This window comes from Paenibacillus sp. SER-28, from assembly GCF_052906305.1.
Window position 1 is genome coordinate 476,102 of sequence record NZ_JBRECM010000001.1, and the last position, 25,010, is coordinate 501,111.

Consider the following 25,010-nt stretch of genomic DNA (forward strand, 5'->3'; position numbering starts at 1 on the left):
TTTTGGCTTGAAGAACATAGAAGTAGCGACAAGGCTGGTTCATAAGACTAGCCTTGTTCTTACGTCTGGAGTTATATGGATTATAACGGGCAAAATCAGCTCATTGGAGCACATACTATAAAGTGTATAAGGGTGATCTCATGGATGCAGCGACCCCCGTCGTTGAGTTAAAGCAAATTACAAAACGATTCCCCGGCATCGTTGCCAACGACTCCATCAGCATCAAGCTGCATAAGGGAGAAATTCATGCCCTTTTGGGTGAGAATGGCGCGGGTAAATCTACGCTTATGAATATTCTTTTCGGACTGTATCAGCCGGATGAAGGGACAATTGAAATCGGAGGTAAACCCGTACAGATTGATAGTCCAAATAAGGCGATTGATCTGGGGATTGGCATGGTGCATCAGCATTTTAAACTCGTACAGCCGTTTACCGTTACCGAAAATATTGTCCTGGGCTCGGAGCCACGTAAGGGTCTGAAAATCAATTATAAAAAGGCTGCCGCAGAAGTACAGCGGTTGTCTGAGCAGTACGGTCTTCAGGTAAATCCGAATGCCAAAATTGAGGATATATCTGTTGGTATGCAGCAACGTGTAGAAATTATCAAAACGCTCTATCGCGGTGCAGATATTCTGATTTTCGATGAGCCTACAGCTGTACTGACACCGCAGGAGATCACTGAGTTGCTGGACATTATGAAGCGCTTGGTCGCTGAAGGCAAATCAATTATTCTTATTACTCATAAACTTAAAGAAATCATGCAAATTGCAGATACCGTTACGATCATTCGCCGAGGTCAGGTTATTGATACGGTCAAGACGTCTGAAACAACACCAAATGAGCTGGCCGAGAAAATGGTGGGCCGTCGCGTGTCCTTTAAAGTGGACAAGCAGCTTGCGCAACTAGGACAAACAGTACTGGAAATGAACAATGTAATTTCTAAAAACAAGGATGGCATTAATGTTCTAAATGAGTTGAACCTGCAGGTCAAGGCGGGCGAGATTTTGGGGATTGCCGGAGTAGATGGAAATGGACAGAGTGAGCTGATTGCAGCTTTGACAGGCTTACGCAAGGTGGATGGCGGAAGCATCCGTTTGCTCGGACAAGAGGTGGCCAATCAGCCACCACGCAAAATTTCAGAGGCAGGCGTTTCACATATACCGGAGGACCGTCATAAGCATGGGCTGGTGCTCGATTTTTCTATGAGTGAAAATATGGTGCTGGAGACGTATTACCAGGCGCCTTACAGTAAAAATGGCTTCTTGAACAAAGATGCTATAGAGAAACAGGCCAAAAGTCTTATCGAAAAGTTTGATGTAAGGACACCGGATATTCACACGAAGGCAAGAGCGTTATCTGGTGGTAACCAGCAGAAGGCTATCATTGCGCGTGAAATTGATAAAAATCCAGACCTTCTCATTGCAGCACAGCCTACACGAGGTCTGGATGTCGGAGCTATTGAATTTGTCCAGAAACAACTGATTGCCCAGCGGGACCAAGGTAAAGCTGTGTTGCTCATATCTTTTGAACTGGATGAGATTATGAATGTATCCGACCGAATTGCTGTCATCTATGAGGGCAAGATTGTCGGAGAAGTGCTGCCAGAAGAAACGAATGACCAGGAACTGGGACTGATGATGGCAGGAAGTGCAGTGAAGAAAGGAGTAGAGAATGGCTAATCTATTGAAAATATTCACAAAAGACTCCTTTGTACTGGCGCTGGTCTCTATTATTTTGGGTCTCCTTCTGGGTGCTATTGTGATGCTGATTGGCGGGTATGACCCTATTGTGGCCTATTCTGCTTTGTTTAGCCGTGTATACGGAGATTCTTATAACTTTGGAGAGGCTATCCGTGAGATGACTCCGCTGGTTTTAACGGGGTTGGCATTTGCTTTTGCGGCCCGCGCCGGATTGTTTAATATTGGCGGCGAAGGTCAGTTTCTGGTAGGTATGACAGCTGCTTCGATTGTGGGCATTAAACTCCATGGGTTGCCAGCTATCATACATGCACCGTTGGCTGTGATTGCAGGTGCAGTTTTCGGAGGCCTGTGGGCTGCGATTGCTGGCTATTTGAAGGCCAAACGAGGCGTGAATGAAGTTATTACATGTATTATGATGAACTGGATCGGTCTGTATTTGGCTAATTTGGTGATCAATCAGTTCGCACTTATGGATGGTGAAAATCGTTCTGTGGATATTCAGCCTTCTGCTTCAATTTCCATCGAATGGCTGTCCCAGATGATGGGGAATGCTCGGGTACATTGGGGTACGGTTATTGCTGTGCTGGCGGCAGTCTTTTTCTACATTTTCATGTGGAAAACAAAGCAAGGCTATGAGCTACGGGCTGTCGGATTTAATCAGGATGCATCCCGCTATGCAGGTATGAATGTAAATCGTAATATCATAAAAGCGATGTTCATTAGTGGAGTTTTTGCCGGATTGGCAGGCGCCTTTGAAGTACTAGGAGTATTCCATTATCAATCTGTCATGGCAGGATCACCGGGAACCGGCTTTGACGGTATCGCTGTAGCTCTGATTGGGATGAATAACCCATTCGGTGTGCTGCTCGGTTCTGTTTTGTTCGGAACGCTTACGTATGGTTCTGCGGGGATGAGCTTTAGCGCAGATGTACCGCCCGAAATTATCCGGGTTGTCATTGGCTCGATTATTTTCTTCATTGCGGCCCAAGGTATTGTACGTTGGGTTGTGAAGCCGCTCTACTCCAAGCGGAAGAAAGAGAAGGTGTTGTAAAATGAGTTGGTTAACACTTGGTGAATTAATCCATACAACGCTCGTTTTTGCGACGGCGATTATTTTTGCGTCTCTCGGCGGAGTTTTTTCAGAAAAATCCGGTGTAACGAACCTCGGGTTGGAAGGACTTATGGTATTTGGAGCGTTTGCAGCGGGTGTTGGCGGATTTTATGCCGAGCAAGCTGGACTAGGAGGCACCTCTGCGGCTTGGGTAGGTGTGCTGTCAGCTGCGGTGTTCGGTATTCTGGTTTCGCTAATTCATGCTGTAGCCTCTATTACGTTTAAAGCTGATCAGGTAATAAGTGGTATAGTTATCAACTTTTTGGCAGCAGGTAGTACACTGTACATGGTCAAGCTTTTATTTGAGGGTGATGGTGACACGGGTCGGATTCAGGGTTTCAACGAAATATCCATCCCTTACCTTGTGGATATCCCGATTGCAGGAAAAGCCTTTTTCCAAGCCTATCCAACGACATACTTAGCCATTCTATTAGTTATTATTGGCTATTTTACTTTGTATAAAACACCGTTTGGCTTGCGTTTGCGTTCCGTTGGGGAGCATCCAGGAGCGGCCGATACAGTGGGTATTAAAGTAAATCGTCTTCGTTATATTGGTGTTATGATCAGTGGGGCGTTGGCTGGGATTGGTGGAGCTACAATCACTCTGACTACAACCAACATGTTCTCGCACAATACAGTTTCGGGGCAGGGATATATTGCTATTGCCGCTATGATTTTCGGTAAATGGAATCCGCTCGGCGCTTTTGGCGCAGCAGTGTTTTTTGGTTTTTCACAAGCCATTCGCAACTATGTGCAGCTGTTCGCATGGTCCCAAAGTATTCCCCAGGAAATTATTTTTATGTTGCCATATCTCCTGACGATTATTGTACTGGTAGCGGCTGTCGGACGTTCACGTGCTCCGGCCGCTTTGGGTCAACTTTATGATCCAAGCAAGCGTTAAAACTTATAAATAGCTGATGTGTATGTTTTGAAAATGTACATTGGTGTATAAAAAATCTGGTATCTGCATGTGCAGGTACCAGATTTTTTTATATTGTGCAGGCATTTAAACATACGCCACTGGCATGAATGGAATAGACTGTGCTATGCAGATTGGACGGGACGCTCGGCCCCTGTCAGCTCCGGTCTATTTTGTGGTGGTGATGAGCTATCAAGGAGCCGTTCAATCTGTCCATCCGTTGAGAAAGAAGGAGGAAATACGATGAAACAGGCAGTAACCAGAAAGCAGGTGGAGAAGCTTGTTGGCAAAGTCATCTTTGCTACTCGCAAGGATGGTTCCCAGGTCAGCGGCAAGCTGATTCGCATTTCGGGTAACCGACTGGTTCTTCAACCAAACCGCAAGAAAAAAGTAAACACGAAGGCGATTATTCCTCTGGTGCTGTTTGACTTGCTTGCCATCGGCACAGCTCCATACATTGGTGCCTATGGTGGGGGATATGGTGGCTACGGTCCAGGTTATGGAGGACCAGGATATGGTCCGCAGCCAGGCCCGTATACAGACGGGGGGTACCCCGGAGTAGGATATCCGTATTACCCTAATTTATTTTAGTCATACAAAATCTTGAGCTCGAAAAAGATACTTTTTACAGTGACTTTTCGAGTTCGTGGCATCGGCTCAGAGCTACGTAGCGCAGCATTTGATATTGATGACGCAGATAAAAATGGATCCCCCTGATATTGTCTTCGTCCACCATAACTTTAGCCCGCTTGCAGCGACGCAGTCGTCCGTAGTGTTCGGCATGCTCCAGCAGTTTTTTTCCGTATCGCATACCTTGATGAGCCGAAGAGATTGCGATCAAATCAATGTATAATAGTTCGCCATGCAGCATAACATGAATGAAGCCAACAACCTGTGCATTATCCGGTCTGCAAGCTACAAAAGTGATGCCCCGGTTTAAGCGCCGGGGTAATTCTTTGCGTATTTGTTCCATTTCCTGGGCACTTAAATGCGATAGGGGGACAAGCTCTTGCTCGATGAGACGAAAGATGATGGTGTCATCTTGAGAGCTGCGTTTTCGAATCATAAACGGGCCTCCTTTTCTACCCTTTTAACAAGATAAGACGTGGCTTTGGAGGAGTGCACTGTCTCACCGTGTGGTCTTTTTTATAATATGCGGGTACCTCTTACAAGCGTGCGACTCTGAGGTGCTTCAGAAAAGAAACATAAATTTTTATGAAATATGGGTATTGACTATCCCAGATGAGAGACATATAATGTGTCTAAACATTTGAAAGAATGACATGAACTCAACGGCAATGAAGAGGACGAAGTGATTAGGGCTCTTTTGTTCAGAGAGTGAGGCATTAGCTGCAAGCTTCACCAAAATCCCTTTTTAACGAGCTCACCTTGGAGCTGTTTTCCTGAAAAGTATTTGGGCCCGATGATATTAACGGTGCGCTGAATCACCTATTAGGGAAAATCGTACGGTCTACGTTACAGACGCCAGATATGGAGATCCTTTGTGATTTCTGTACCTGCCAAGGTTCGATATTGCGAAATATCGGGCAAACACGGGTGGTACCACGGAAGCTACAGCCTTTCGTCCCTCAGTAACAGCAAGTCTGTTCTAGGGATGAAAGGTTTTTTTGTTTTTACAAATGTCAGATGTATGTAAATTTTGTAAAGGAGGATGACCAATGAGTGCACAAATTCCTGAAGTTAGGTCAACCAATGAATTACGTGAAAAGTGGATGAAGCCTGAAGTGATTACAGGTTCGGAAATTTTACTCCGTAGCCTGTTGCTGGAGGGAGTAGATTGTGTCTTCGGATATCCTGGTGGTGCAGTGCTTTATATCTATGATGCCATGTATGGCTTTAAGGATTTCAAGCATGTCCTCACTCGTCACGAGCAAGGAGCTATTCATGCGGCAGATGGTTATGCACGGGCAAGCGGTAAAGTGGGTGTCTGTATCGCCACTTCCGGACCTGGAGCGACAAACCTGGTAACTGGTATTGCGACGGCTTTTATGGATTCGGTGCCGTTAGTGGTCATCACGGGTAATGTTATATCTTCCCTGATCGGTACGGATGCTTTCCAGGAAGCCGATATCACGGGAATTACAATGCCGATTACGAAGCACAGCTATCTGGTAAGAGATGTGGAGGATCTGCCGCGAATCATCCATGAGGCATTTCATATTGCCAACACAGGGCGCAAGGGACCGGTGCTGATTGATATTCCGAAGGATATTTCTGCAGCCCAGACGTTGTTTGTTCCACAAACGGAACCTGTGACCATGCGGGGTTATAACCCGAAAGTGATACCCAACAAAATTCAACTAGACAAGCTAACTCAAGCTATTTCCGAAGCAGAACGTCCATTCATTCTGGCAGGTGGAGGAGTTGTATACTCCGGTGGACATGAAGCACTTTACGAGTTTGTTCGTAAAACGGAAATTCCTATTACGACAACATTGCTCGGATTGGGTGGTTTCCCAAGTGGACATGAACTGTGGACGGGGATGCCGGGGATGCATGGAACATACACCTCCAATCAAGCGATTCAACAGTCAGATCTGTTGATCTGTATCGGAGCCCGCTTCGATGATCGGGTAACAGGCAAGTTGGATGGGTTTGCTCCTCAAGCTAAAATCGTCCACATTGATATCGACCCTGCTGAAATTGGAAAAAATGTTGCAGCGGATATTCCTATCGTGGGTGACGTGAAGGCAGTGCTGGAATTGCTGAATCAGGATGTGAAACGTGCGGATCGAGCTGATGCATGGAGAGCGCAAATTCAGCATTGGAAGAAAGAGAAACCTTATTCATATAAGGATTCTGAAACGGTGCTTAAACCACAATGGGTTGTTGAGTTGTTGGATGAAACGACCAAGGGCGGCGCAATCGTAACGACGGACGTGGGACAGCATCAAATGTGGGCAGCACAGTATTACAAATTCAATCAGCCACGTTCATGGGTCACCTCTGGTGGACTCGGTACGATGGGATTTGGTTTCCCTTCTGCAATCGGTGCTCAGATGGCCAATCCCGACAGATTAGTAATATCGATTAACGGGGACGGCGGTATGCAGATGTGTTCGCAGGAATTAGCCATCTGTGCAATCAATAACATTCCGGTTAAAATCGTAATTATCAACAACCAGGTTCTTGGAATGGTTCGCCAATGGCAGGAATTGATCTATAACAATCGGTATAGTCACATTGACCTGGCTGGAAGTCCGGATTTTGTGAAACTTGCCGAAGCATACGGAGTCAAAGGACTGCGTGCTACGAATAAGGAAGAGGCACGTCGGGCTTGGCAGGAGGCGCTTGATACACCCGGACCGGTCGTTGTCGAGTTTGTAGTCAGCAAGGAAGAGAATGTATATCCGATGGTGACGCAAGGTTCGACAATTGATCAAATGCTGATGGGGGACGAGTAAAATGACAACAAAAAATACCATTGCTGTACTGGTAAATGATCAACCCGGCGTTTTGCAACGTGTGTCCGGCCTGTTCGGTCGCCGAGGCTTTAACATTGAGAGCATAACTGTGGGACAATCGGAAGAAGTTGGATTATCCCGTATGGTCATTGTGACTGTAGGGGATGAGAACAACTTGGAGCAGATTGAAAAGCAGCTTTACAAGCTGGTTGATGTGATCAAGGTCATCGATCTCAGTTCCAAGCCGATGGTAGCTCGGGAATTGGCGATGATAAAGGTAAAGGCAGAACCGCCTCAGCGGCCAGAGATTATGGGTGTAGTAGAAACATTCAGAGCAGCTGTAATTGATGTTGGAACGACGAGCTTGATCGTACAGGTCATTGGCGATACAGAAAAAATTGATGCCATGATCGAGTTGTTGAAGCCTTACGGTATTCGGGAGTTGACTCGAACCGGGGTTACAGCTATGATACGTGGCAATGCTTAATATGGAGCTTTAACGAATTACCGCTTATAGCGCATTACATCAATAAAGAACCGCCCGCATAAGAGCGGGGGCTCGAAGAGATTTTTGGATACTGAGCACGAGGGAAAGTCTCTTGGGGTACCCGCTCATTATGAAGGGTCCAATTAAAAGGAGGAAATTAACCATGGCAGTTACAACGTACTACGAAAAAGATGCAGAACTCAGCGTATTGAAAGGAAAGACAGTGGCCGTTATTGGTTACGGTAGCCAAGGACATGCTCAAGCACAAAACTTGCGTGACAGTGGTGTGAATGTTGTTATTGGTTTGCGTGAAGGCAAATCAGCTGATGTCGCAAGAAACGACGGTTTTGAAGTTCTGAACGTAGCTGATGCAACAAGCCGTGCAGATGTGGTTCAAATTTTGTTACCTGATGAAACTCAAGCTTCTGTGTACAAAAATGAAATTGAACCTAACCTGAAAAAAGGCGCAGCTCTTTTGTTCTCCCATGGTTTCAACGTTCATTTTGGACAAATCGTAGCTCCTAAAGATAGCGATGTATTGCTGGTTGCTCCAAAATCCCCAGGACATATGGTACGTCGTACCTATGTAGAAGGGTTTGGAGTACCGGGGTTGATCGCAATTGAGCAGGACGCAACGGGTCAAGCCAAAGAAATCGGTCTTGCATACGCAAAAGGCATTGGCTGTACACGTGCGGGCGTAATTGAAACCTCCTTCCGTGAAGAAACGGAGACGGATCTGTTCGGTGAGCAGGCGGTATTGTGTGGCGGCGTGAGCGCACTCGTAAAAGCGGGCTTTGAAACATTGACTGAAGCAGGTTATGCTCCTGAGATGGCATACTTTGAATGCTTGCATGAGCTTAAGCTGATCGTTGACTTGATGTATGAAGGTGGATTGGCAACGATGCGTGATTCCATCAGTAATACAGCGGAATATGGCGATTATGTAACTGGACCACGCGTGGTAACGGAAGATACGAAGAAAGCCATGAAGGATGTATTGACTGACATTCAACAAGGTAAATTTGCTCGTGACTTCATCCTTGAAAATCAATCTGGACGTGCATTCCTGACGGCTACTCGTCGTAATGAGGCTAACCATCCGATTGAAGTGGTGGGCGGACAATTGCGTGAAATGATGCATTGGATCAAAAAGTAATAATCTTTTGTACTATGAACTCGACAACATGAATTATTTATAAATATTAATTACAATGCGGCCCTGCTTATTGCGTGAGCCGCATTGTAATTTAAGGGTCCTAATCCTGAGGAGGTGCGTTAGGTTGCGCAAAATATATATATTTGACACAACGTTGAGAGACGGAGAACAGTCACCTGGCGTGAACTTGAATACTCGTGAGAAAGTGGAGATCGCTCATCAGTTGGAGAAGCTGGGAATCGATCGTATGGAGGCTGGGTTCCCGGCTGCTTCTCCGGGTGATCTGGCGGCTGTTAATGCAGTAGCAAAAGCTGTGAAAAATTCGACGGTTATTGGTCTTTCGCGTGCAAGGGAACAGGATATTGATGCGGTTCGCGAGGCACTCAAGGGAGCTCAGGACCCGTGTATCCATATCTTTTTGGCAACTTCTCCTATTCACCGTCAGCATAAGCTGCGGATGGAGAAGGCACAGGTATTGGAAACTGCTCGTGCTGCCATACGCTATGGGTTGAAATATTTGCCTAAAGTGGAGTTTTCTTTGGAGGATGCAGGTCGTACAGAGCTTGATTTTGTGGTTGAAATGGTCACCATGGCTGTACAAGAAGGGGCTTCTGTTGTCAACATTCCAGATACGGTAGGTTACTTGACACCCTACGAGTATGGGAATATATTCAAACACATTAAGGAAAATGTGGTCGATGTGGAGAAGATTCAATTGAGTGCACATTGCCACAATGACCTGGGAATGGCTACTGCTAATACACTCGCTGCCATCCTGAACGGTGCGGATCAGATCGAGGGAACCATTAACGGTATCGGTGAACGCGCTGGAAACACGGCCATTGAGGAAATCGCCATGGCACTGGAGACGAGACAAGAATTTTTTCAGGCCAAAACATCTCTGCAATTGTCTGAAATTGCGCGCACAAGCCGTTTGGTTAGCCGTTTGACGGGGATGGTAGTGCCGGGCAACAAGGCGATTGTTGGAGCCAATGCTTTTGCGCACGAATCAGGTATTCATCAAGACGGCATGTTGAAAGAGAAAACGACTTATGAAATCATGACACCAGAAAGTATCGGTCTGAAAGAAAGCAAGCTGGTACTGGGTAAGCATTCAGGACGGCATGCTTTCCGTGAGCGTTTGATCGAGTTGGGCTACGAATTGAACGAAGAAGGTCTGAATCGCGCTTTTGGGCAGTTCAAGGATCTGGCTGATAAGAAGAAGGAAGTTTCGGACGATGATATTTTGGCATTGCTGGAAGAAAAATTGGCCGATGCACCTGAAGTCTTCAAGCTGGAAACGATTTTTGTTACCTATGGAAACAAAGCTACGCCTTCCGCACAAGTGCGTCTGGTTAACGATGAAGGTCAGGTTATCGAGACAGAAGCTGAAGGAAATGGTTCAGTCGATGCGATCTACAATGCGATTGACCAAGCCAGCAGCGAAAGCGTTGTACTTTCAGATTACTCCATCAAGTCAGTTACCCATGGTAAGGACGCCCTGGGTGAAGTCCATGTAGTGCTGACGCAAAACGGACTGTCTGTGCAGGGACGCGGGGTAAGTACCGATATTCTGGAAGCAAGTGCTCGGGCTTACGTAGATGCACTAAATGGTTTGATCGACAAGCGTAAAAATTACAGTAACCGCGTAGATTATAAATCTTAATTTTATCGGACTTAAGAGTTGGATATATACAGGATCGGATGTTTCCGGTCCTGTTTTCTTTTTTCTCTGATGAAAAAATCAGCTTATAGGCTGTGCCTATTGAATTGATAGATTCTATATCTTGGTCAAAGCCCTGCCATGTATGTTACAAAGAAGGTATGAAAAATACGGTTGTATAGCTGTATAACAAGAGGAGTGTACGTGATGGCAGACGTTAAAAAGATTGCGGTAATAGCGGGAGATGGAATTGGACCGGAAGTGGTCGCAGAGGCAGAGAAAATTTTGAAACGTACGGAAGAAGTGTTCGGCCTTTCATTTGCAACGGAGCATGCGCTGTTTGGTGGGATTGCGATTGATAAGAAGGGCACACCATTGCCGGAAGAAACACTGGCAGTATGTCAATCTGCAGATGCCGTTCTGCTGGGAGCCGTAGGAGGACCCCAATGGGACAACAATCCAAAGGAACTTCGTCCTGAAACTGGACTACTGGGCATTCGTAAAGAGCTCGGTCTGTTTTCGAATCTTCGTCCTGCTGTCGTCTTTGACTGTCTCAAGGACGCATCTACATTGAAACCGGAAGTGTTGGAAGGAACGGACCTGATCGTGGTGCGCGAACTGACGGGCGGCATTTATTTCGGTGAGAAGTTCAGACGAGAAAGTCCTCAGGGTGAGGAAGCAGTCGATACTTGTGCATATAATGTAACAGAAGTAGAGCGTATAGTGCGCCAATCTTTCGAAATTGCACAAAAACGTCGCAAGAAACTAGCATCGGTGGATAAGGCTAATGTACTGGAAACCTCCCGTTTATGGCGTGAAGTAGTTAACCGGGTTGCTGTAGACTACCCGGATGTCGAGCTGGAGCATGTATTGGTTGATAATTGCGCCATGCAATTGCTGCGTCGTCCATCTAGCTTTGACGTCATCGTGACGGAAAATATGTTTGGTGACATTCTCAGTGATGAAGCGGCTATGCTGACCGGATCCATCGGCATGCTCTCCTCTGCATCACTTGGAGAAGGCAGCTTCGGCCTATACGAGCCGGTACATGGCTCGGCGCCTGACATTGCAGGTCAAGGGCTGGCGAATCCCATTGCAACAATTTTGTCCGTTGCTTTGATGTTCCGTCTCACCTTCGGGTACGAGAAGGCAGCTGATGCCATTGAGAAAGCGGTAGCTGAGGTATTGGATGCGGGGCACCGTACGGCGGATATTGCGGTGGATAAATCTCAAGCGATCTCGACAACTCAAATGGGCGATCTGATCGCAGCAGCTATTCGTTAAAAACTCCGTAAATGTACCCGTTCTAAAAAAAAGCTTCCTATTATATAGTAAGGTTATACAGTACAGCCTTTTTGTCAAATGTTTAGAACAGTAGCTCCTGAGCAATCAGGAGCTACTTGTATATTCAAAAGTTCAAAATGTGAATAAACCGTGAATTTTTAAGCTAGTTTAAAATAATTATAAAAAAGTAATGGTTATAATGTTGACTTTGATTTCAGTGAATGATAACATTTATCAAGTAAGTTGTTCATTACAATACAGATGATTGAGGAAAACACATTCGGTGTTTTTCTTACATATTTTAAAGGAGGATTTCATTATTATGGCAGAAAGATTGGTAGGAAGACCCGCCCCTGATTTTGCATTGGAAACAGTGACTGGAGACGGTCAAGAATTTGGTTCGGTGAAGCTTTCCGATTACCGTGGCAAGTGGCTCGTATTTTTCTTCTATCCACTGGATTTCACTTTTGTGTGCCCTACGGAAATTACAGCGTTGAGCGATGCTGCTGACCAATTCAAAGAGCTGGATACTGAAATTCTGGGTATCAGTGTAGACTCCGTGCACAGCCACAAAGCATGGATCAACACAGCTAAAGAAAACAATGGTCTGGGCAAACTGAACTTCCCATTGGCTTCTGACATCACGAAGAAAACAGCAAGCGATTATGGCGTTCTGATCGAAGAAGAAGGCGTTGCATTGCGCGGCTTGTTCATCATTGATCCAGAAGGCGAATTGAAATATCAAGTGGTTAACCACAACGACGTAGGCCGCAGTGTGGAAGAAACTTTGCGTGTACTGCAAGCTTTGCAATCCGGTGGCTTGTGCCCAATGAACTGGAAACCAGGCGATCAAAATCTGTAATATAAGCTTCACAAGTTGAAATTAAACAAGCAAGCCCCCAACTAGCGGTTACTTTGCCGTTATTGGGGGCTTGCTTGCCTGCTCTGTGCAGCGCAAGATGTGAGGATATCCTGTTTAAATGAGACAATATAGAGTGAAGTAACAAATAATTATGGAAATGTTGTTGTGTTCTGGAGGAATTTTGCCTGATGAAAGCGAATAAGGTATTGTAGAAGATAAACAAGGCAGAACAGGTTTTGTTCAGAGGAGGCTGAGCCCGGATGAGTTATTGCTGTGGAGCAAGCATGGTAGGAACCAAGGGAACGCTGAAGCATTACCGCACCCAAGTTCATAATGTTCCTTTGCTGTTTTGCCCGGTATGTCGTCGCATTGAAGTTCATTATAAAGTCGAAAATGAGTATGAAATTCTGGCTGAATATGCACATGGAGATGGGGCAACCGAGATTGATTTTCAGGATTATGTCATGGAAGACGATGATACGATATTTGAAAATTGTGTGAATCGTGAAAGTGAAGATGCCTTTGAAATTGTGAAGCGTCAAATTGACATATCTCTGGATTTATTGATGGTAGCCAAACAGATGAATGATGAAAAATGGCAGGGAGAGCTTAAGAGAAGACTGGCCGTTATGAGCCAAAGACGATCCCGACTTCAACATAATAAGAGCGGCAGTTGACATCCTACACACCAAAGAAGCTCTCAATTCTGGAGAGCTTCTTTGGTGTGTAGGGCGCTTGTTCCTAACGTAATCTTTCATTTTGGTAATGTTGCGCAGATATTATGACGAAAGAAAACAGGATAAAAATGTGGATTCGACACTTTTTCCGATTGACTGCGATCCTTAATCTTGTCTATCATAAAATAAGACTCGAATTGGAAAGAGATGGTCGGATTTCTGTGAAACTGTTTTCTACATCATTGAAGGGTAGTCGATAGATGCCTTTCTCTTCTTCAAGATTATTACGCGTCCGAAACGGCCAGTTTGTCATTCCGAAACAAGGGGGAAGCCTGGCATGATCAGTGAATTCCAAGAAGCCTTGCTTGATACCGTGGGAGCTTGTCCTTCCACACAGATCGCCAATAACAAGTATGAAAATGTGCTGGAGAACCTGGATAGTGGTATCATGCTGTTTGACAGTGACGGGGTACTGACCTTTATTAACGTGCAAATGGCGAAATTGCTGGAGCTACCACGGAGTTCGCTAGCAGGTCGCAATTTGATGCAAATTTTGCATCATCCTGAGTTAAGTCGGTTTAAGAAGAAGAAAATCATGCGGATTTATAAAGAAACTATCTTTCATAGAAAGCGCTATCACGAGTTGATTGATGAGTATGGTCGGCATTGGTTGATAACAGTGACCTATGGTGATCAGATGGATGGGGATTTTTTGTTTAGCGTCAAGGATGTGTCGGATTATAAGCAGATTGAGCAGACGGCGTATCAAAACGATAAGCTGGCGATGCTGGGACGCATCTCTGCCTCTATCGCCCATGAAATCCGTAACCCGCTTACCGCAATTCGGGGCTTTATTCAATTGCTTCGGCCACATTTGGTGGAGTTGGGCAGGGACGAGTATGCCCGCATTATATTAACAGAGATTGATCGTGCGAACGACATTATTTATGAGTTCTTAAATTCGTCCAAGCCTTCGGCTCCGCAAAAAACAGCTGTATCTGTGATGGGCTTGCTGAAAGAGGTAGTGATGCTGACAGAAAGCGAAGCATTAATGAAGGGTTGCCAGATTGCATTGGACGAAAATGATGAGCTCATGAAGGTTTCCATTGATGTGAAGCAGATTAAGCAGGTTATCCTCAATATGATTAAAAATGCGATGGATGCCATTGAAAGCATCAGTGGGGAACGAGAGGGCTTCATCGATATCCATACAGTGCTTGAGGGTAATTATGTCCACATTTGTATTGAAGATAACGGATTAGGTATGGATCACAATACATTGGCGCGTTTATTTGATCCTTTTTTTACAACAAAAGAAAGTGGAACCGGATTGGGATTGGCTGTGAGCTATCGAATTATCAAAAATCACGGAGGCTTCATACATGTAGACAGTAAACATGGAAGTGGCACACAATTCAAAATCACGCTTCCTGTAGTTTAATATGGGGAGGTTTTCGCAGAGGGGTCCTGTACATACTATTTCTTTTATGTTGTGCAGCGTTGGGGTATAGGTATCACCTTTTTGGAAAAGGTTGTCTGAAGCGCATAATCTGACAAGATGATGCGCTTTTTTGGTGCTGTAAGCTCGGTTATTTGCGTAAATGCGAAAATTAATTCATGAATTTAAGACAAAAAAATGATTCACCTTTCACAGATTAAATGCTATTATATACCAGAATACAACATTATTTTTGATACTATAGACTTAAACAACGGCTTCCAAAGCTGTCAAACGTCTTAGATGATCGGAATCTCCGATATGCAGGGGGCTGAAGAGGCTGAATGAGTATACGGCTGGAAGTAAAAAAAACGATAGGTATCGGCATTGCTTCGATAGTTTTGTTTGTCTTGGTTCAGTTATTTCACGTAACTTTGAATAAGATATACTCCCATAATGTTTTTTTCTTGTTATATCCGATTGTAGGATTTTCCTGTGCTGCGATTTGTTTTTCTATTTTTTATCAGTCCTGGTCCGTTTTACTGGAACAGTTATCCTTGCAGAGACTTTTTATTGCCCCGACGTTTTTGGTGGCTGGTCTGCTTTACCTTGTTCATATTGTTTCGTTTAGTTTCGTAAGCCTGACGGACTTTGCTTTGTCTCCGGGCATTTCGTTATGGCTGCTATTTGTAAATCGTGCCGTTACTTCTGTCTTGCTCTTATGTGTTTGTTTCCTCCCGTTTAGCAAGACGAAGTCTGAATACAAGACAGTGGCTTTGTGGGCAGGGATAGGCTGCACTTTGCTGATTCTAGGAGTTATTAAGACATTTGGTGCAGACTTACCGGATCTACGTATACGATACGAAATAGGCAACCTGGGCTGGACATTAAATCTGGCTGTCATGTTACTGCTTGTGCTCACTTTTATTTTCGGGGTACGAAAATATCGGAAAGCCCGCCCGGCGGAGTTGGGCATGTTGCTTATTGTTCGTGGGATTGGGCTGTGTGTTGTGAGTCAGTTGTTCTATTTATTTTCTGAGCAAATGAGCGATATTAATCACCTTTTGGGACTTTTGACCAACGCGGTAGCATTTTATAATATGTTGAGCGGGCTGGTTCGGTTGATGATTCTGGTTCCTTATCGTGAAAAGCAGGCAGCAGAATCTGAGTTTAATCACATTGCCTATAATGATGATATAACAGGACTCCCCAATCGTCGTCGCCTTTCCCAACGCTTAGATAAAATATTGCGCAAATCATTGAAATCGGATGAGACAGTAGCGCTTTTAGTGCTGAATATTGATCGTTTCAAGGCGATTAATGATTCGCTTGGACATATGGCAGGGAATTATTTGCTGTATGCGGTAGGCGAACGCTTGGGGCATTTTAGCCATGAAGGGGAAGCTGTCTTTAGCATGGGCGGAGATGAATTTGCCTTTCTTCTAACGGGATACGAAGATACAGATGCTATGAGAAATCGTATTGATGATATGGTGAAGCTGTTCGATCAGCCTTTCGATATTAATGGCGAATCCTATCATGTGATGGTGAGTGTTGGTATAGCTTTATACCCGTTGGATGCGAATCAGAGCGAACAGCTTATTCAGCAGGCGGATACGGCTGTCCATAGTGCCAAAGAGCAGGGAGTGAATTTTCAGCGGTATGCTAGCGCGATGCAGATGCGAGCGCATGAAAGACTCCAGCTGGAAAATGATCTGCGGCGAGCGCTTGAAAATGAGGAATTTTCATTGGTATATCAACCACGTGTCCACCTGCAAAGTGGCGAGCTAACGAGTTTGGAGGCGCTGGTGCGATGGAATCATCCTCATCGTGGGATGGTGATGCCGGGCGATTTTATTCCGGTGGCTGAAGAAAGTGGTTTAATTGTGCCCTTGGGGGAATGGGTATTAAGGGAGGCCTGTCTGCAAAATAAGCAATGGCAGGAGCTCGGGTACCCACCCATCCCGATTTCGGTCAATTTATCCATGCGCCAATTTCAGCAAAAAAAGCTGGTGGATGTCATTCGGGACATTTTGACCTATACGGAACTTGAAGCACGCTATCTAGAGCTTGAGATTACCGAAAGTATGACCTTTGATAAGGATCGGGCCTTTGAACAGTTGAAAAAAATAAAGGCTATTGGTGTCGCAATCAGTATTGATGATTTTGGAACTGGCTATAGCTCATTGCATTATTTGAAGAATCTCCCGATTGATCGTCTAAAAATTGACCGTTCCTTTGTAAATGAGGTACTGGTCGACAGCAAAAATGCGGCAATTGTATCTACTATTGCCTCCATGGCTCACCATTTGAAGCTGAAGGTTACGGCTGAAGGAGTGGAAAATGAGGAGCAGCTTCATTTTTTGCAGGCACAGGATTGTCATGAGGGTCAGGGATATTACTTTAGTCGCCCCATTCCTGCAGAAGTTTTTGAAAAATTGTTTTTACGTAAACCTATGAATTGGCTGGCTCAGGATAGTATGTAGTATGCTTGCATTTTGCTGAAAGGTAAGTTATACTAAATAACATCCTGATTCAGCTGGTTGACGATAGGTTAAGCGTGTCATACATAAGAATCGAGATGTTATAAAATGCGGGTGTAGTTCAATGGTAGAACTTCAGCCTTCCAAGCTGATAGCGTGGGTTCGATTCCCATCACCCGCTTACTGTTTTAAGAAGTTCGGAACCCTTGTGACACAGGGGTTTTTGTTTTGTTTGGAGCTAGATAAATGCATTATAGCCGGGGTGCCGACGGGGTATCACGGCTTTTTGCGTTCTTACGAACTATTTTTACATGGCTGCACAAAAATAAAATATAAAATATTTAGCTTAGATGCTATAAATAAACAGATAAAAAGAACTATTTACCAATTACTAAAAAATATGTATAGTCGGATTGTCGGGATTTAACTTAAAAAAGGATGGTGTAGCTGCAATGAGGAAAATTTCTTTTCTGTTTTTAGCATTAACTTTGATGCTGTTTACTTTTTCAGCAAGTTCTACGTTCGCCGCTGCTGATTTTCCAAATACGTCGACGAATGGAATGACTGGTTTTGCCGGACAGGCTAAAAGTGAAAATGGAGCTACAAAGCCTGCCACAACGGGGGGAAAAGGCGGTCAGGTCATTTATATCAATAATCTAAACGATTTGAAAAACCAGTTAGGGGATTCAACTCCTAAAATTCTGGTAATCGAAAAAAATATCTCTGCCTCCTCTAAAACCGTGGTTAACATTGGTTCCAACAAATCACTCATTGGTTCTTACGCGCAACACAAGCTGGTTAACATTCATTTGAAAACAACAAATAATTCGGGAAATGTGATCTTTCAAAATTTAACTTTTGAGCACAGTGCCAACATTAACGGTAACGATGACATCCAACTTTATCTCACTGCAGGTACAAATTATTGGATTGATCATATTACATTTGCAGGTCACAGTTATAATGCGAATGGCTCGGATCTGGACAAACTTTTGTACATAGGCCAATCGGCTGATTATGTAACCATTAGTAACTCCAAATTTGCTAATCATAAATATGGTCTCATTTTGGGATACCCTGATGATGGCAATAAAAATTATGATGGCATGCCCCATATCACGATCGCCAATAATTACTTTGAAAACTTACTTGTACGTGGCCCAGGGCTTATGAGATATGGATATTTTCATGTTAAAAATAATTATATTAATAATTTCCAGCTTGCTTACACCATTGCTACGAATGCAAGAATCTATTCTGAGTACAACTACTTTGGAAAAGGTAGTGAAAAGGGCGGTATTCTTGATGATAAAGCCAATGGCGAGTTTAAAGATGTGGGGAGTTTTCCCGCCATCAACAACCAAAAATCGCGTGTAACCAGCTGGAATCCAAGCAAAAACTATAGCTATCAGGTTCAGACTCCTGAATATACTAAAGAGTTTGTAACGAAATATGCAGGTTCGTCCAATACAACTTTGGTATTTGGAAAATAACGCGGGTTATTTGCAAATGCATTGTGATCTGCTATACTGACTGCAAGTAAGTATCCCATGAAAAGGAAGGTAACCATACGTCCGATGAAGTAAGCACACTGATTTTCCCACTTAACTGCACAGTTACTGGCAGGCGGCTGTAAGCTGCAACGGGAGAAGTGTGTCTGAAAATGAATGTAGGGACGTATGCGTATATTCCGGAACGGGATTTGGCTTATTCGTTTACGGTATTATTATTCATAAGCGTATGTTCTGAGACGATTCATAACAGTCATTCTATATTCCTTGTATGCAAGCCGCAGCCTTCTGCGGCTTTTTTTATTGCTTCCGGGGTCAAAAAACCGGTCTGGGAAAGGATGAGCGGTATGAGAACGATTTTACGTATTCGCAATGTAGTAAAGGATTGGAACGGGACATCTTTATTTGAGAATGTGTCGTTGGATGTGATGGAAGGAGAACGGCTCGCACTGTTTGGAAGAAATGGAGCAGGTAAGACGACGCTATTGCGAATATTGCTGGGAGATGAAGCGCCAACCTCTGGTCAAGTAGAGCATGATTTGCCACTGGAAGAGCGGGGCTGGCTGAAGCAGCAGGATACGGTGGATTGGTCTCGAACCGCACTGGAGGCCGCACAGCAGGCCAGCCCTCGGCATTGGCTTCTCAAGCAAGCGTTGGGACAGCTGGAAGCTGACCTAGCCAATGCTGGGAAGGAGATGGAGAATCATCTGGAGCGTTACGGCGAGCTGATGGATGAATACGAACGCCTGCAAGGCTTTGCCTGGGAGTCTGAGGTGGAAAAGGCGCTCACTCGAATGGGAATGCCTGTCCAGACGTGGTCCATTGCTTATGGTGACCTGAGTGGCGGACAGAAGACGAGAGTGCGATTAGCGGGACTCATGGTCAGGCAGCCGAAGCTGCTGGTGCTGGATGAGCCGACCAACCATTTGGATGCCGAAAGCTTGCTTTGGCTGGAGCAGTGGCTGTCCACGTATCCAGGAACACTGCTGTTTGTATCGCATGACAGAGCCTTTTTGGATCGGGTGGCTACGAGTATAGTTGAGCTCACATCGACAGGTATTGGGCGCTATAAAGGCGGCTATAAGGAATATAAAGCGCAAAAGCAGCGAGAACTGCGAGAGCAGGAAGCCAACTATCGGAAGCAGGAGCTGGCGAAACAGGCGCTGGAGGAAACGATTCGAAATTACAGGGAATGGTTTCATCAGGCGCATCGTGGCGCATCCAAGGTTGAGATGGCCGTTACGCAGAGCTTTTATAAGGCCAAGGCTAAAAAAAATATTTCCCGTTACCATGCGAAGGAGAAGGAACTGGAGCGACTGGAAGCCAATAGAGTAGAGCAACCGCGTGAGGCTGCGTCTTTGCACATGAAATTAAGTGACAGCGGGTTTCAGGCAAAATATTTGCTGCGTGCTGAGCAGGTTGACTTTAGCTACGACGACCGTAGCATTGTGAAAAATCTAAATCTGATCGTTGCACGTGGAGACCGTCTGGCTGTTCGGGGGCCCAATGGAATTGGTAAAACCACGCTGCTTCGGTTATTAACAGGTCAACTGGAGCCGCAGACAGGAAAAATCACAACCAACCCACAGTTGAACATCGGATATTTTTCACAGGAGCTGGAGCAGCTTCCGGAGGATCAAACGTTGCTGGACAGTCTGCTTGCACTCCCGACGATGACTCAAACAGAAGCGAGAACGGTGTTGGGCTGCTTTCTTTTTGCGAAAGAAGACGTATTTAAAAGGATCGGGACACTCAGTATGGGAGAAAAATGCAGGGTAGCTTTTCTGCGTCTGTACTTTAGTGGAGCCAATCTGCTGGTGCTGGATGAACCCACGAATTATTTTGACATTGAAACCCGTGAAATTGTAGAGGATTCTTTACGTAACTATGATGGAGCACTGGTGCTCGTCTCACATGATCGGGAGCTGGTGAGGTGCACGGCAACTCGGTTACTGGATATGAAGCCGGGGGGCGGATATGAAATCTATGAGGGGACAGCTGACGAAAAGCAAGAAGATGAGCGGAGCCGTCAACGGGAGCCAGAAGACCAGGAGCGGCGTGAGGAACGGCTTCGATTACAATTGCGTCTTACAGAGTTGATGGGAATGACGGGCACGAATGACGAAAACGAGAAGTTGTTGAGCGAAATCAGGCGCATTCGTGCAAATCTGGAGCGGTTGGATGATCTCGATATCTAAAGAAATGAAACGTATGCCCTGCTTGCCAAAGCGCGGTAGTTTGCATATAATAATGAACAATAGTTCGAATTTTTGAAAATGTCTTGATGGAGAAGAGTAGACAGTGTCCGATTGAACAGGGAGGAAGCGCCGTAGGATTGAGAGCGTTTCTGCAAATACTGGGCTGTTGAAGTTCGCTCCGGAGCAGTTCCTTGAACCTCAGGCGCCATGTGAATGGCGAATGTGCAAGTAGGGGATACCGGTTCACGACCGTTACAACGTGTAGAGCGAGACGATGATGCATAGCATGAAAATCACCTGTAACTAGTTGCCATAAGGCAGAATGCTGGGTGAGCTGAGCTTATTGTCTAACGAGGGTGGTACCACGGTCTTTTCGTCCCTTACCGGGAGAAAAGACCTTTTTTTGTTGTCTGAAAAGCTGGAAATGAAGAAAGGGGACTGAACAGGCGATGAGCGAAACCATCCAAATGAAGGAACATTTGCTGGCCTTGAAGGAAGAAGCACTGGAAGTATTGGAGAAGGTGGCAACACCCAAGGAGCTGGCTGATTTACGGGTCAAATATTCGGGGAAAAAGGGCGCATTGACTGAAATCTTGCGCGGTATGGGCAAGCTGAGCGCGGAAGAGCGTCCAGTTGTTGGACAGGTAGCCAATGAGGTGCGCGAGGCGATTGAAGAAGTCGTTAACCGTAAGCAGGACGAGTTCACGAAAGCAGAAACAAATGAACGTTTGCAAGCGGAAAAGATCGACGTTACGCTGCCTGGACGCGCGTTGCCGCAAGGTGGACTGCACCCGCTCAACAAAGTAATTGAGCAAATCGAGGATATTTTTACAGGTATGGGCTATCGAGTGGCTGAAGGTCCACAGGCAGAGACGGATTATTATAACTTCGAAGCATTGAACCTGCCTAAAAATCACCCAGCACGGGATATGCAGGATTCATTTTACCTGACCGAGGATCTGTTGATGCGTACCCATACGTCACCGGTTCAGATTCGTGCAATGGAAGCGATGAAGGGCGAAACGCCTATTAAGGTTATCTGTCCAGGTACGGTTTTCCGACGTGATGATGACGATGCAACGCATTCTTTTCAATTCCACCAAATTGAAGGGCTTGTCATTGGAAAAGACATTCGTATGAGTGATTTGAAAGGAACCTTACTTCAATTTGCACGCGAAATGTTCGGAGAATCGACCGAAATTCGTTTGCGCCCAAGCTTCTTTCCGTTCACAGAGCCGAGCGCTGAAGTAGACGTGACTTTTGTGAAGAAAAATGGCGAGCGTGTATGGATTGAAATTTTAGGCTGTGGCATGGTCCATCCGAAAGTGTTGGAGATGGGCGGTTTTGATCCCGAGGTGTACAGCGGCTTTGCATTCGGTATGGGTGTAGAGCGGATTGCTATATTGAAATACGGTATCGACGATATTCGCCATTTTTATAACAGTGACCTGTCGTTCCTGAAACAGTTTGCGCGTCAATAAACAACTATATCAAGGGAAGTGAACCCATATGAAAGTATCATTCGAGTGGCTGTCCGATTATGTATCGCTGGATCAGGTAAGCGCGGAGGATCTAGCAGAGAAAATCACCCGTTCGGGCATAGAAATTGATGAAGTCGAGCAGCGCAATCAAGGAATTACTGGTGTCGTTGTCGGCTATGTTAAAAGCAAGGAAAAGCATCCAGATGCTGATAAGCTGAATGTATGTATTGTCGATGCAGGTCAAGAGGGGGATCTGCAAATCGTGTGTGGTGCTAAAAACGTGGATGCAGGTCAAAAGGTTCCTGTTGCAGTTGTAGGTGCAAAGTTGCCGGGAGATTTCCACATTAAAAAGGCCAAGCTACGTGGTGTTGTATCCATGGGCATGATCTGCTCGGCCAAAGAACTGGGCATGAATGACAAGCTGCTTCCAAAGGAATTGCAAGAAGGTATTTTGGTGCTGCCTGAGGATGCTGAAATTGGTATGCCAATTACGAAGCTGCTGGCGCTGGATGATCAGGTGCTGGATTTTGATCTGACACCCAACCGTTCGGATTGCCTGAGCATGCACGGAGCAGCATATGAAGTGAGTGCGATTCTGGGACGTGACATTTCGCTGGCTGACCCGGCTAAGGATCTGGTTGAAATTAGCGATGCAGCGGCAGATCATCTGTCTGTGAAGGTAGATACTCCTGAACTGTGTACGCACTATGCGGCCCGTTATATCACAGGTGTAAAAGTGGGGGCTTCCCCGTTATGGATTCAAAACCGTCTGATGGCGGCAGGTGTTCGTCCGATCAACAACATCGTAGATATTACGAACTACGTTATGCTGGAATACGGTCAGCCGTTGCATGCTTTTGATGCGGATAAGCTGGAAAATGGAAATATTGAAGTTCGACTCGCTCGTGCAGGCGAAACATTGATTACACTTGACGATCAGGAGCGTAAGTTGGAGCCGCATATGCTGCTGATTACAGACGGTGTGAAACCCATTGCATTGGCAGGCGTGATGGGTGGAGCCAATTCCGAGGTTACGGATGCGACGGTCAGCATTGCGCTGGAATCTGCCAAGTTTGACGGCGGTACAGTTCGCAAAACATCCCGTCAACTTGGACTGCGTTCAGAAGCAAGTCTGCGTTTTGAAAAAGAGGTTGATCCAGGCGCTGTTGTGCCTGCTGTGAATCGTGCAGCTGCGCTGATTCAGCGTTATGCGGGAGGCACTGTACACCAGGGCATCGTAGAATCAGCGTCTGCAAAAGCTGAAAACCGCATTATCAAGCTGTCGCTAGATAAAATAAACCGATATTTGGGAACCGAACTGTCGCTGCTTGAGGTGAAAACGATTTTCGGTAGACTTCATTTCGGATGTGGCGACGCAGAGCAAGGTGTACTGGAAGTTCAAGTTCCTACACGCCGTGGAGATATTACCATTGACGTGGACTTAATCGAAGAGGTAGCTCGTCTGTATGGTTACGACAATATCCCGACCACGCCGATTGAAGGTCCTACAACTCCGGGAGCTTTGACAGCATCGCAATCATTGCGCCGCTCCCTGCGCAGATTGCTGGCTCATGGTGGTTGGCAGGAGACGATCAGCTACTCTTTTGTACATCCGCAAAGTACAGGGTTATTTAATGCCCTGACAGAAGGTAGCCATCCGGTACGTTTGGCTATGCCTATGAGCGAAGACCGTAGTGTTTTGCGTACGAGTATCATTCCACAGATGCTAGATACAGCGGTGTACAACATGAATCGCAAGCAAGACAATCTGGCGATTTTTGAGATGGGAACAGTATTTTATACAGAGGAACAAACATTAACCCGTCAGCCGCAGGAAATTCAAGTGCTTAGTCTACTGCTGACTGGGGTACGCCGTGAAAAACAATGGAATATTGGTGCTGAAAAGGTTGATTTCTTTGATATTAAAGGCGCGCTTGAAACGGTGTTTGACTATTTCGGATTGAGTGCCAGCATTCGTTATGTGGCTGACCAACCACAAAGCTATCACCCGGGCCGTTCTGCTTCGGTATGGCTGGATGTGAATGGAAACTCTCAACGGATCGGTACCATTGGGCAGATTCATCCGGAGCTTCAACAATCTTATGGGCTGAATGATACGTATGTAGCGGAAATTGCGTTGCAACAGGTCGTTGAACACGCCAACTCTCATATTCAGTTCAGAGAGCTGGCTCGCTTCCCATCCGTGGAACGTGACATTGCCCTCGTGGTAAATAAAGACGTCGAGGCAGGTGAACTGCTTCGTGTTATTCACGCTGCAGGCGGAGAGCTGTTGCAGGATGCACGAGTGTTTGATGTATTTACAGGCAGTAAGCTTGGTGAAGATAAGAAGAGCGTAGCTATCTCTCTGACCTATCGTCATTGGGAACATACGTTGACGGATGAAGAGATCAATGCGGCGCATACTCCTGTCGTTACGTCTCTGGAACAAACTTTTGGAGCGGAATTGAGAAAGTAGCAGGAAATGCGGGAAGCCGTATCGAATCTTAGTGACAGAGGTTCGATACGGCTTTTTGGCCTATCATCATAGAAGCTCTCTTACTCTGATATTTACCCGCTGCGGGGAAGCCGGACTAATAAGGTTGAACGCTTCACGG

Annotated in this window: 18 protein-coding genes and 1 tRNA gene; 18 read left to right on the forward strand and 1 reads right to left on the reverse strand. The window is 45.5% G+C overall.

The genetic code is table 11. From position 1 onward, the window contains the following. Positions 1–140 precede the first annotated feature (140 nt). From ACUYLD_RS02265 to ACUYLD_RS02280, 4 genes are all read left to right on the forward strand, one after another. Positions 141–1,679: an ABC transporter ATP-binding protein gene (locus tag ACUYLD_RS02265; RefSeq protein ID WP_446674335.1), complete on the forward strand. Its 1,539-nt coding sequence runs from the start codon at positions 141–143 to the stop codon at positions 1,677–1,679. Beyond that, positions 1,672–2,751, forward strand: coding sequence for an ABC transporter permease (locus tag ACUYLD_RS02270; protein WP_039269736.1), 1,080 nt, complete (start codon positions 1,672–1,674; stop codon positions 2,749–2,751). Before ACUYLD_RS02265 ends, ACUYLD_RS02270 begins: the two co-directional genes overlap by 8 nt. Position 2,752: 1 nt before the next feature. Continuing rightward, complete coding sequence (locus ACUYLD_RS02275; protein ID WP_010349245.1) at positions 2,753–3,712, forward strand: ABC transporter permease; 960 nt, start codon at positions 2,753–2,755, stop codon at positions 3,710–3,712. A gap of 261 nt (positions 3,713–3,973) precedes the next feature. Then, positions 3,974–4,321: a hypothetical protein gene (locus ACUYLD_RS02280; protein ID WP_023987757.1), complete on the forward strand. Its 348-nt coding sequence runs from the start codon at positions 3,974–3,976 to the stop codon at positions 4,319–4,321. A 34-nt stretch (positions 4,322–4,355) separates the two neighbouring features. Here the strand turns inward: ACUYLD_RS02280 and ACUYLD_RS02285 are convergent, their stop codons facing one another. Further along, entirely contained in the window at positions 4,356–4,796 is a 441-nt protein-coding gene (locus tag ACUYLD_RS02285; RefSeq protein WP_025724102.1) for a GNAT family N-acetyltransferase, read from the reverse strand. Positions 4,797–5,409: 613 nt separating this feature from the next. Here ACUYLD_RS02285 and ilvB point away from each other — a divergent pair. From ilvB to pheT, 14 genes are all read left to right on the forward strand, one after another. Then, a complete protein-coding gene (ilvB, locus tag ACUYLD_RS02290) occupies positions 5,410–7,155 on the forward strand; it encodes a biosynthetic-type acetolactate synthase large subunit (RefSeq protein ID WP_061829126.1) in 1,746 nt (581 codons plus the stop codon). 1 nt (position 7,156) lies between these two features. Next, positions 7,157–7,642, forward strand: a complete 486-nt coding sequence (ilvN, locus tag ACUYLD_RS02295; protein ID WP_023987760.1) for an acetolactate synthase small subunit — start codon at positions 7,157–7,159, stop codon at positions 7,640–7,642. 163 nt (positions 7,643–7,805) lie between these two features. Then, positions 7,806–8,798, forward strand: coding sequence for a ketol-acid reductoisomerase (gene ilvC, locus ACUYLD_RS02300; protein WP_013309387.1), 993 nt, complete (start codon positions 7,806–7,808; stop codon positions 8,796–8,798). A 124-nt stretch (positions 8,799–8,922) separates the two neighbouring features. After that, on the forward strand, positions 8,923–10,464 hold the full coding sequence (locus ACUYLD_RS02305; RefSeq protein ID WP_440722856.1) for a 2-isopropylmalate synthase: 1,542 nt from the start codon (positions 8,923–8,925) through the stop codon (positions 10,462–10,464). A gap of 204 nt (positions 10,465–10,668) precedes the next feature. Then, complete coding sequence (gene leuB / locus ACUYLD_RS02310) at positions 10,669–11,745, forward strand: 3-isopropylmalate dehydrogenase (protein ID WP_440722857.1); 1,077 nt, start codon at positions 10,669–10,671, stop codon at positions 11,743–11,745. A 322-nt stretch (positions 11,746–12,067) separates the two neighbouring features. Next, positions 12,068–12,607 carry a peroxiredoxin gene (locus ACUYLD_RS02315; protein ID WP_023987763.1) on the forward strand — a complete coding sequence of 180 codons (540 nt, stop codon included), beginning with the start codon at positions 12,068–12,070 and terminating at the stop codon, positions 12,605–12,607. 260 nt (positions 12,608–12,867) lie between these two features. Continuing rightward, a complete protein-coding gene (locus ACUYLD_RS02320) occupies positions 12,868–13,284 on the forward strand; it encodes a hypothetical protein (RefSeq protein ID WP_013309391.1) in 417 nt (138 codons plus the stop codon). A gap of 337 nt (positions 13,285–13,621) precedes the next feature. Next, a complete protein-coding gene (locus tag ACUYLD_RS02325) occupies positions 13,622–14,725 on the forward strand; it encodes an ATP-binding protein (RefSeq protein ID WP_061829128.1) in 1,104 nt (367 codons plus the stop codon). Positions 14,726–15,066: 341 nt separating this feature from the next. Continuing rightward, entirely contained in the window at positions 15,067–17,208 is a 2,142-nt protein-coding gene (locus ACUYLD_RS02330) for a bifunctional diguanylate cyclase/phosphodiesterase (RefSeq protein WP_250267869.1), read from the forward strand. Between the two features lie 107 nt (positions 17,209–17,315). After that, positions 17,316–17,386, forward strand: a tRNA-Gly gene (locus ACUYLD_RS02335). Between the two features lie 310 nt (positions 17,387–17,696). Then, positions 17,697–18,698, forward strand: a complete 1,002-nt coding sequence (locus tag ACUYLD_RS02340; protein ID WP_254351431.1) for a polysaccharide lyase family 1 protein — start codon at positions 17,697–17,699, stop codon at positions 18,696–18,698. Between the two features lie 365 nt (positions 18,699–19,063). Next, the gene (abc-f, locus tag ACUYLD_RS02345) at positions 19,064–20,914 is read left to right on the forward strand and encodes a ribosomal protection-like ABC-F family protein (RefSeq protein ID WP_446674336.1); all 1,851 of its coding nucleotides are present in this window, start codon (positions 19,064–19,066) and stop codon (positions 20,912–20,914) included. Positions 20,915–21,363: 449 nt separating this feature from the next. Beyond that, positions 21,364–22,395, forward strand: a complete 1,032-nt coding sequence (pheS, locus tag ACUYLD_RS02350) for a phenylalanine--tRNA ligase subunit alpha (protein ID WP_269321413.1) — start codon at positions 21,364–21,366, stop codon at positions 22,393–22,395. A gap of 28 nt (positions 22,396–22,423) precedes the next feature. Beyond that, positions 22,424–24,871, forward strand: a complete 2,448-nt coding sequence (pheT, locus tag ACUYLD_RS02355; RefSeq protein ID WP_446674337.1) for a phenylalanine--tRNA ligase subunit beta — start codon at positions 22,424–22,426, stop codon at positions 24,869–24,871. The last annotated feature ends 139 nt before the right edge of the window (positions 24,872–25,010 follow it).

Coding starts and splice junctions, on each gene's coding strand:
- ACUYLD_RS02265 (WP_446674335.1), top strand. CDS start 141: ATGGATGCAGCGACCCCCGTCGTTGAGTTAAAGCAAATTACAAAACGA.
- ACUYLD_RS02270 (WP_039269736.1), top strand. CDS start 1,672: ATGGCTAATCTATTGAAAATATTCACAAAAGACTCCTTTGTACTGGCG.
- ACUYLD_RS02275 (WP_010349245.1), top strand. CDS start 2,753: ATGAGTTGGTTAACACTTGGTGAATTAATCCATACAACGCTCGTTTTT.
- ACUYLD_RS02280 (WP_023987757.1), top strand. CDS start 3,974: ATGAAACAGGCAGTAACCAGAAAGCAGGTGGAGAAGCTTGTTGGCAAA.
- ACUYLD_RS02285 (WP_025724102.1), bottom strand. CDS start 4,796: ATGATTCGAAAACGCAGCTCTCAAGATGACACCATCATCTTTCGTCTC.
- ilvB (WP_061829126.1), top strand. CDS start 5,410: ATGAGTGCACAAATTCCTGAAGTTAGGTCAACCAATGAATTACGTGAA.
- ilvN (WP_023987760.1), top strand. CDS start 7,157: ATGACAACAAAAAATACCATTGCTGTACTGGTAAATGATCAACCCGGC.
- ilvC (WP_013309387.1), top strand. CDS start 7,806: ATGGCAGTTACAACGTACTACGAAAAAGATGCAGAACTCAGCGTATTG.
- leuB (WP_440722857.1), top strand. CDS start 10,669: ATGGCAGACGTTAAAAAGATTGCGGTAATAGCGGGAGATGGAATTGGA.
- ACUYLD_RS02315 (WP_023987763.1), top strand. CDS start 12,068: ATGGCAGAAAGATTGGTAGGAAGACCCGCCCCTGATTTTGCATTGGAA.
- ACUYLD_RS02320 (WP_013309391.1), top strand. CDS start 12,868: ATGAGTTATTGCTGTGGAGCAAGCATGGTAGGAACCAAGGGAACGCTG.
- ACUYLD_RS02325 (WP_061829128.1), top strand. CDS start 13,622: ATGATCAGTGAATTCCAAGAAGCCTTGCTTGATACCGTGGGAGCTTGT.
- ACUYLD_RS02330 (WP_250267869.1), top strand. CDS start 15,067: ATGAGTATACGGCTGGAAGTAAAAAAAACGATAGGTATCGGCATTGCT.
- ACUYLD_RS02340 (WP_254351431.1), top strand. CDS start 17,697: ATGCTGTTTACTTTTTCAGCAAGTTCTACGTTCGCCGCTGCTGATTTT.
- abc-f (WP_446674336.1), top strand. CDS start 19,064: ATGAGAACGATTTTACGTATTCGCAATGTAGTAAAGGATTGGAACGGG.
- pheS (WP_269321413.1), top strand. CDS start 21,364: ATGAGCGAAACCATCCAAATGAAGGAACATTTGCTGGCCTTGAAGGAA.
- pheT (WP_446674337.1), top strand. CDS start 22,424: ATGAAAGTATCATTCGAGTGGCTGTCCGATTATGTATCGCTGGATCAG.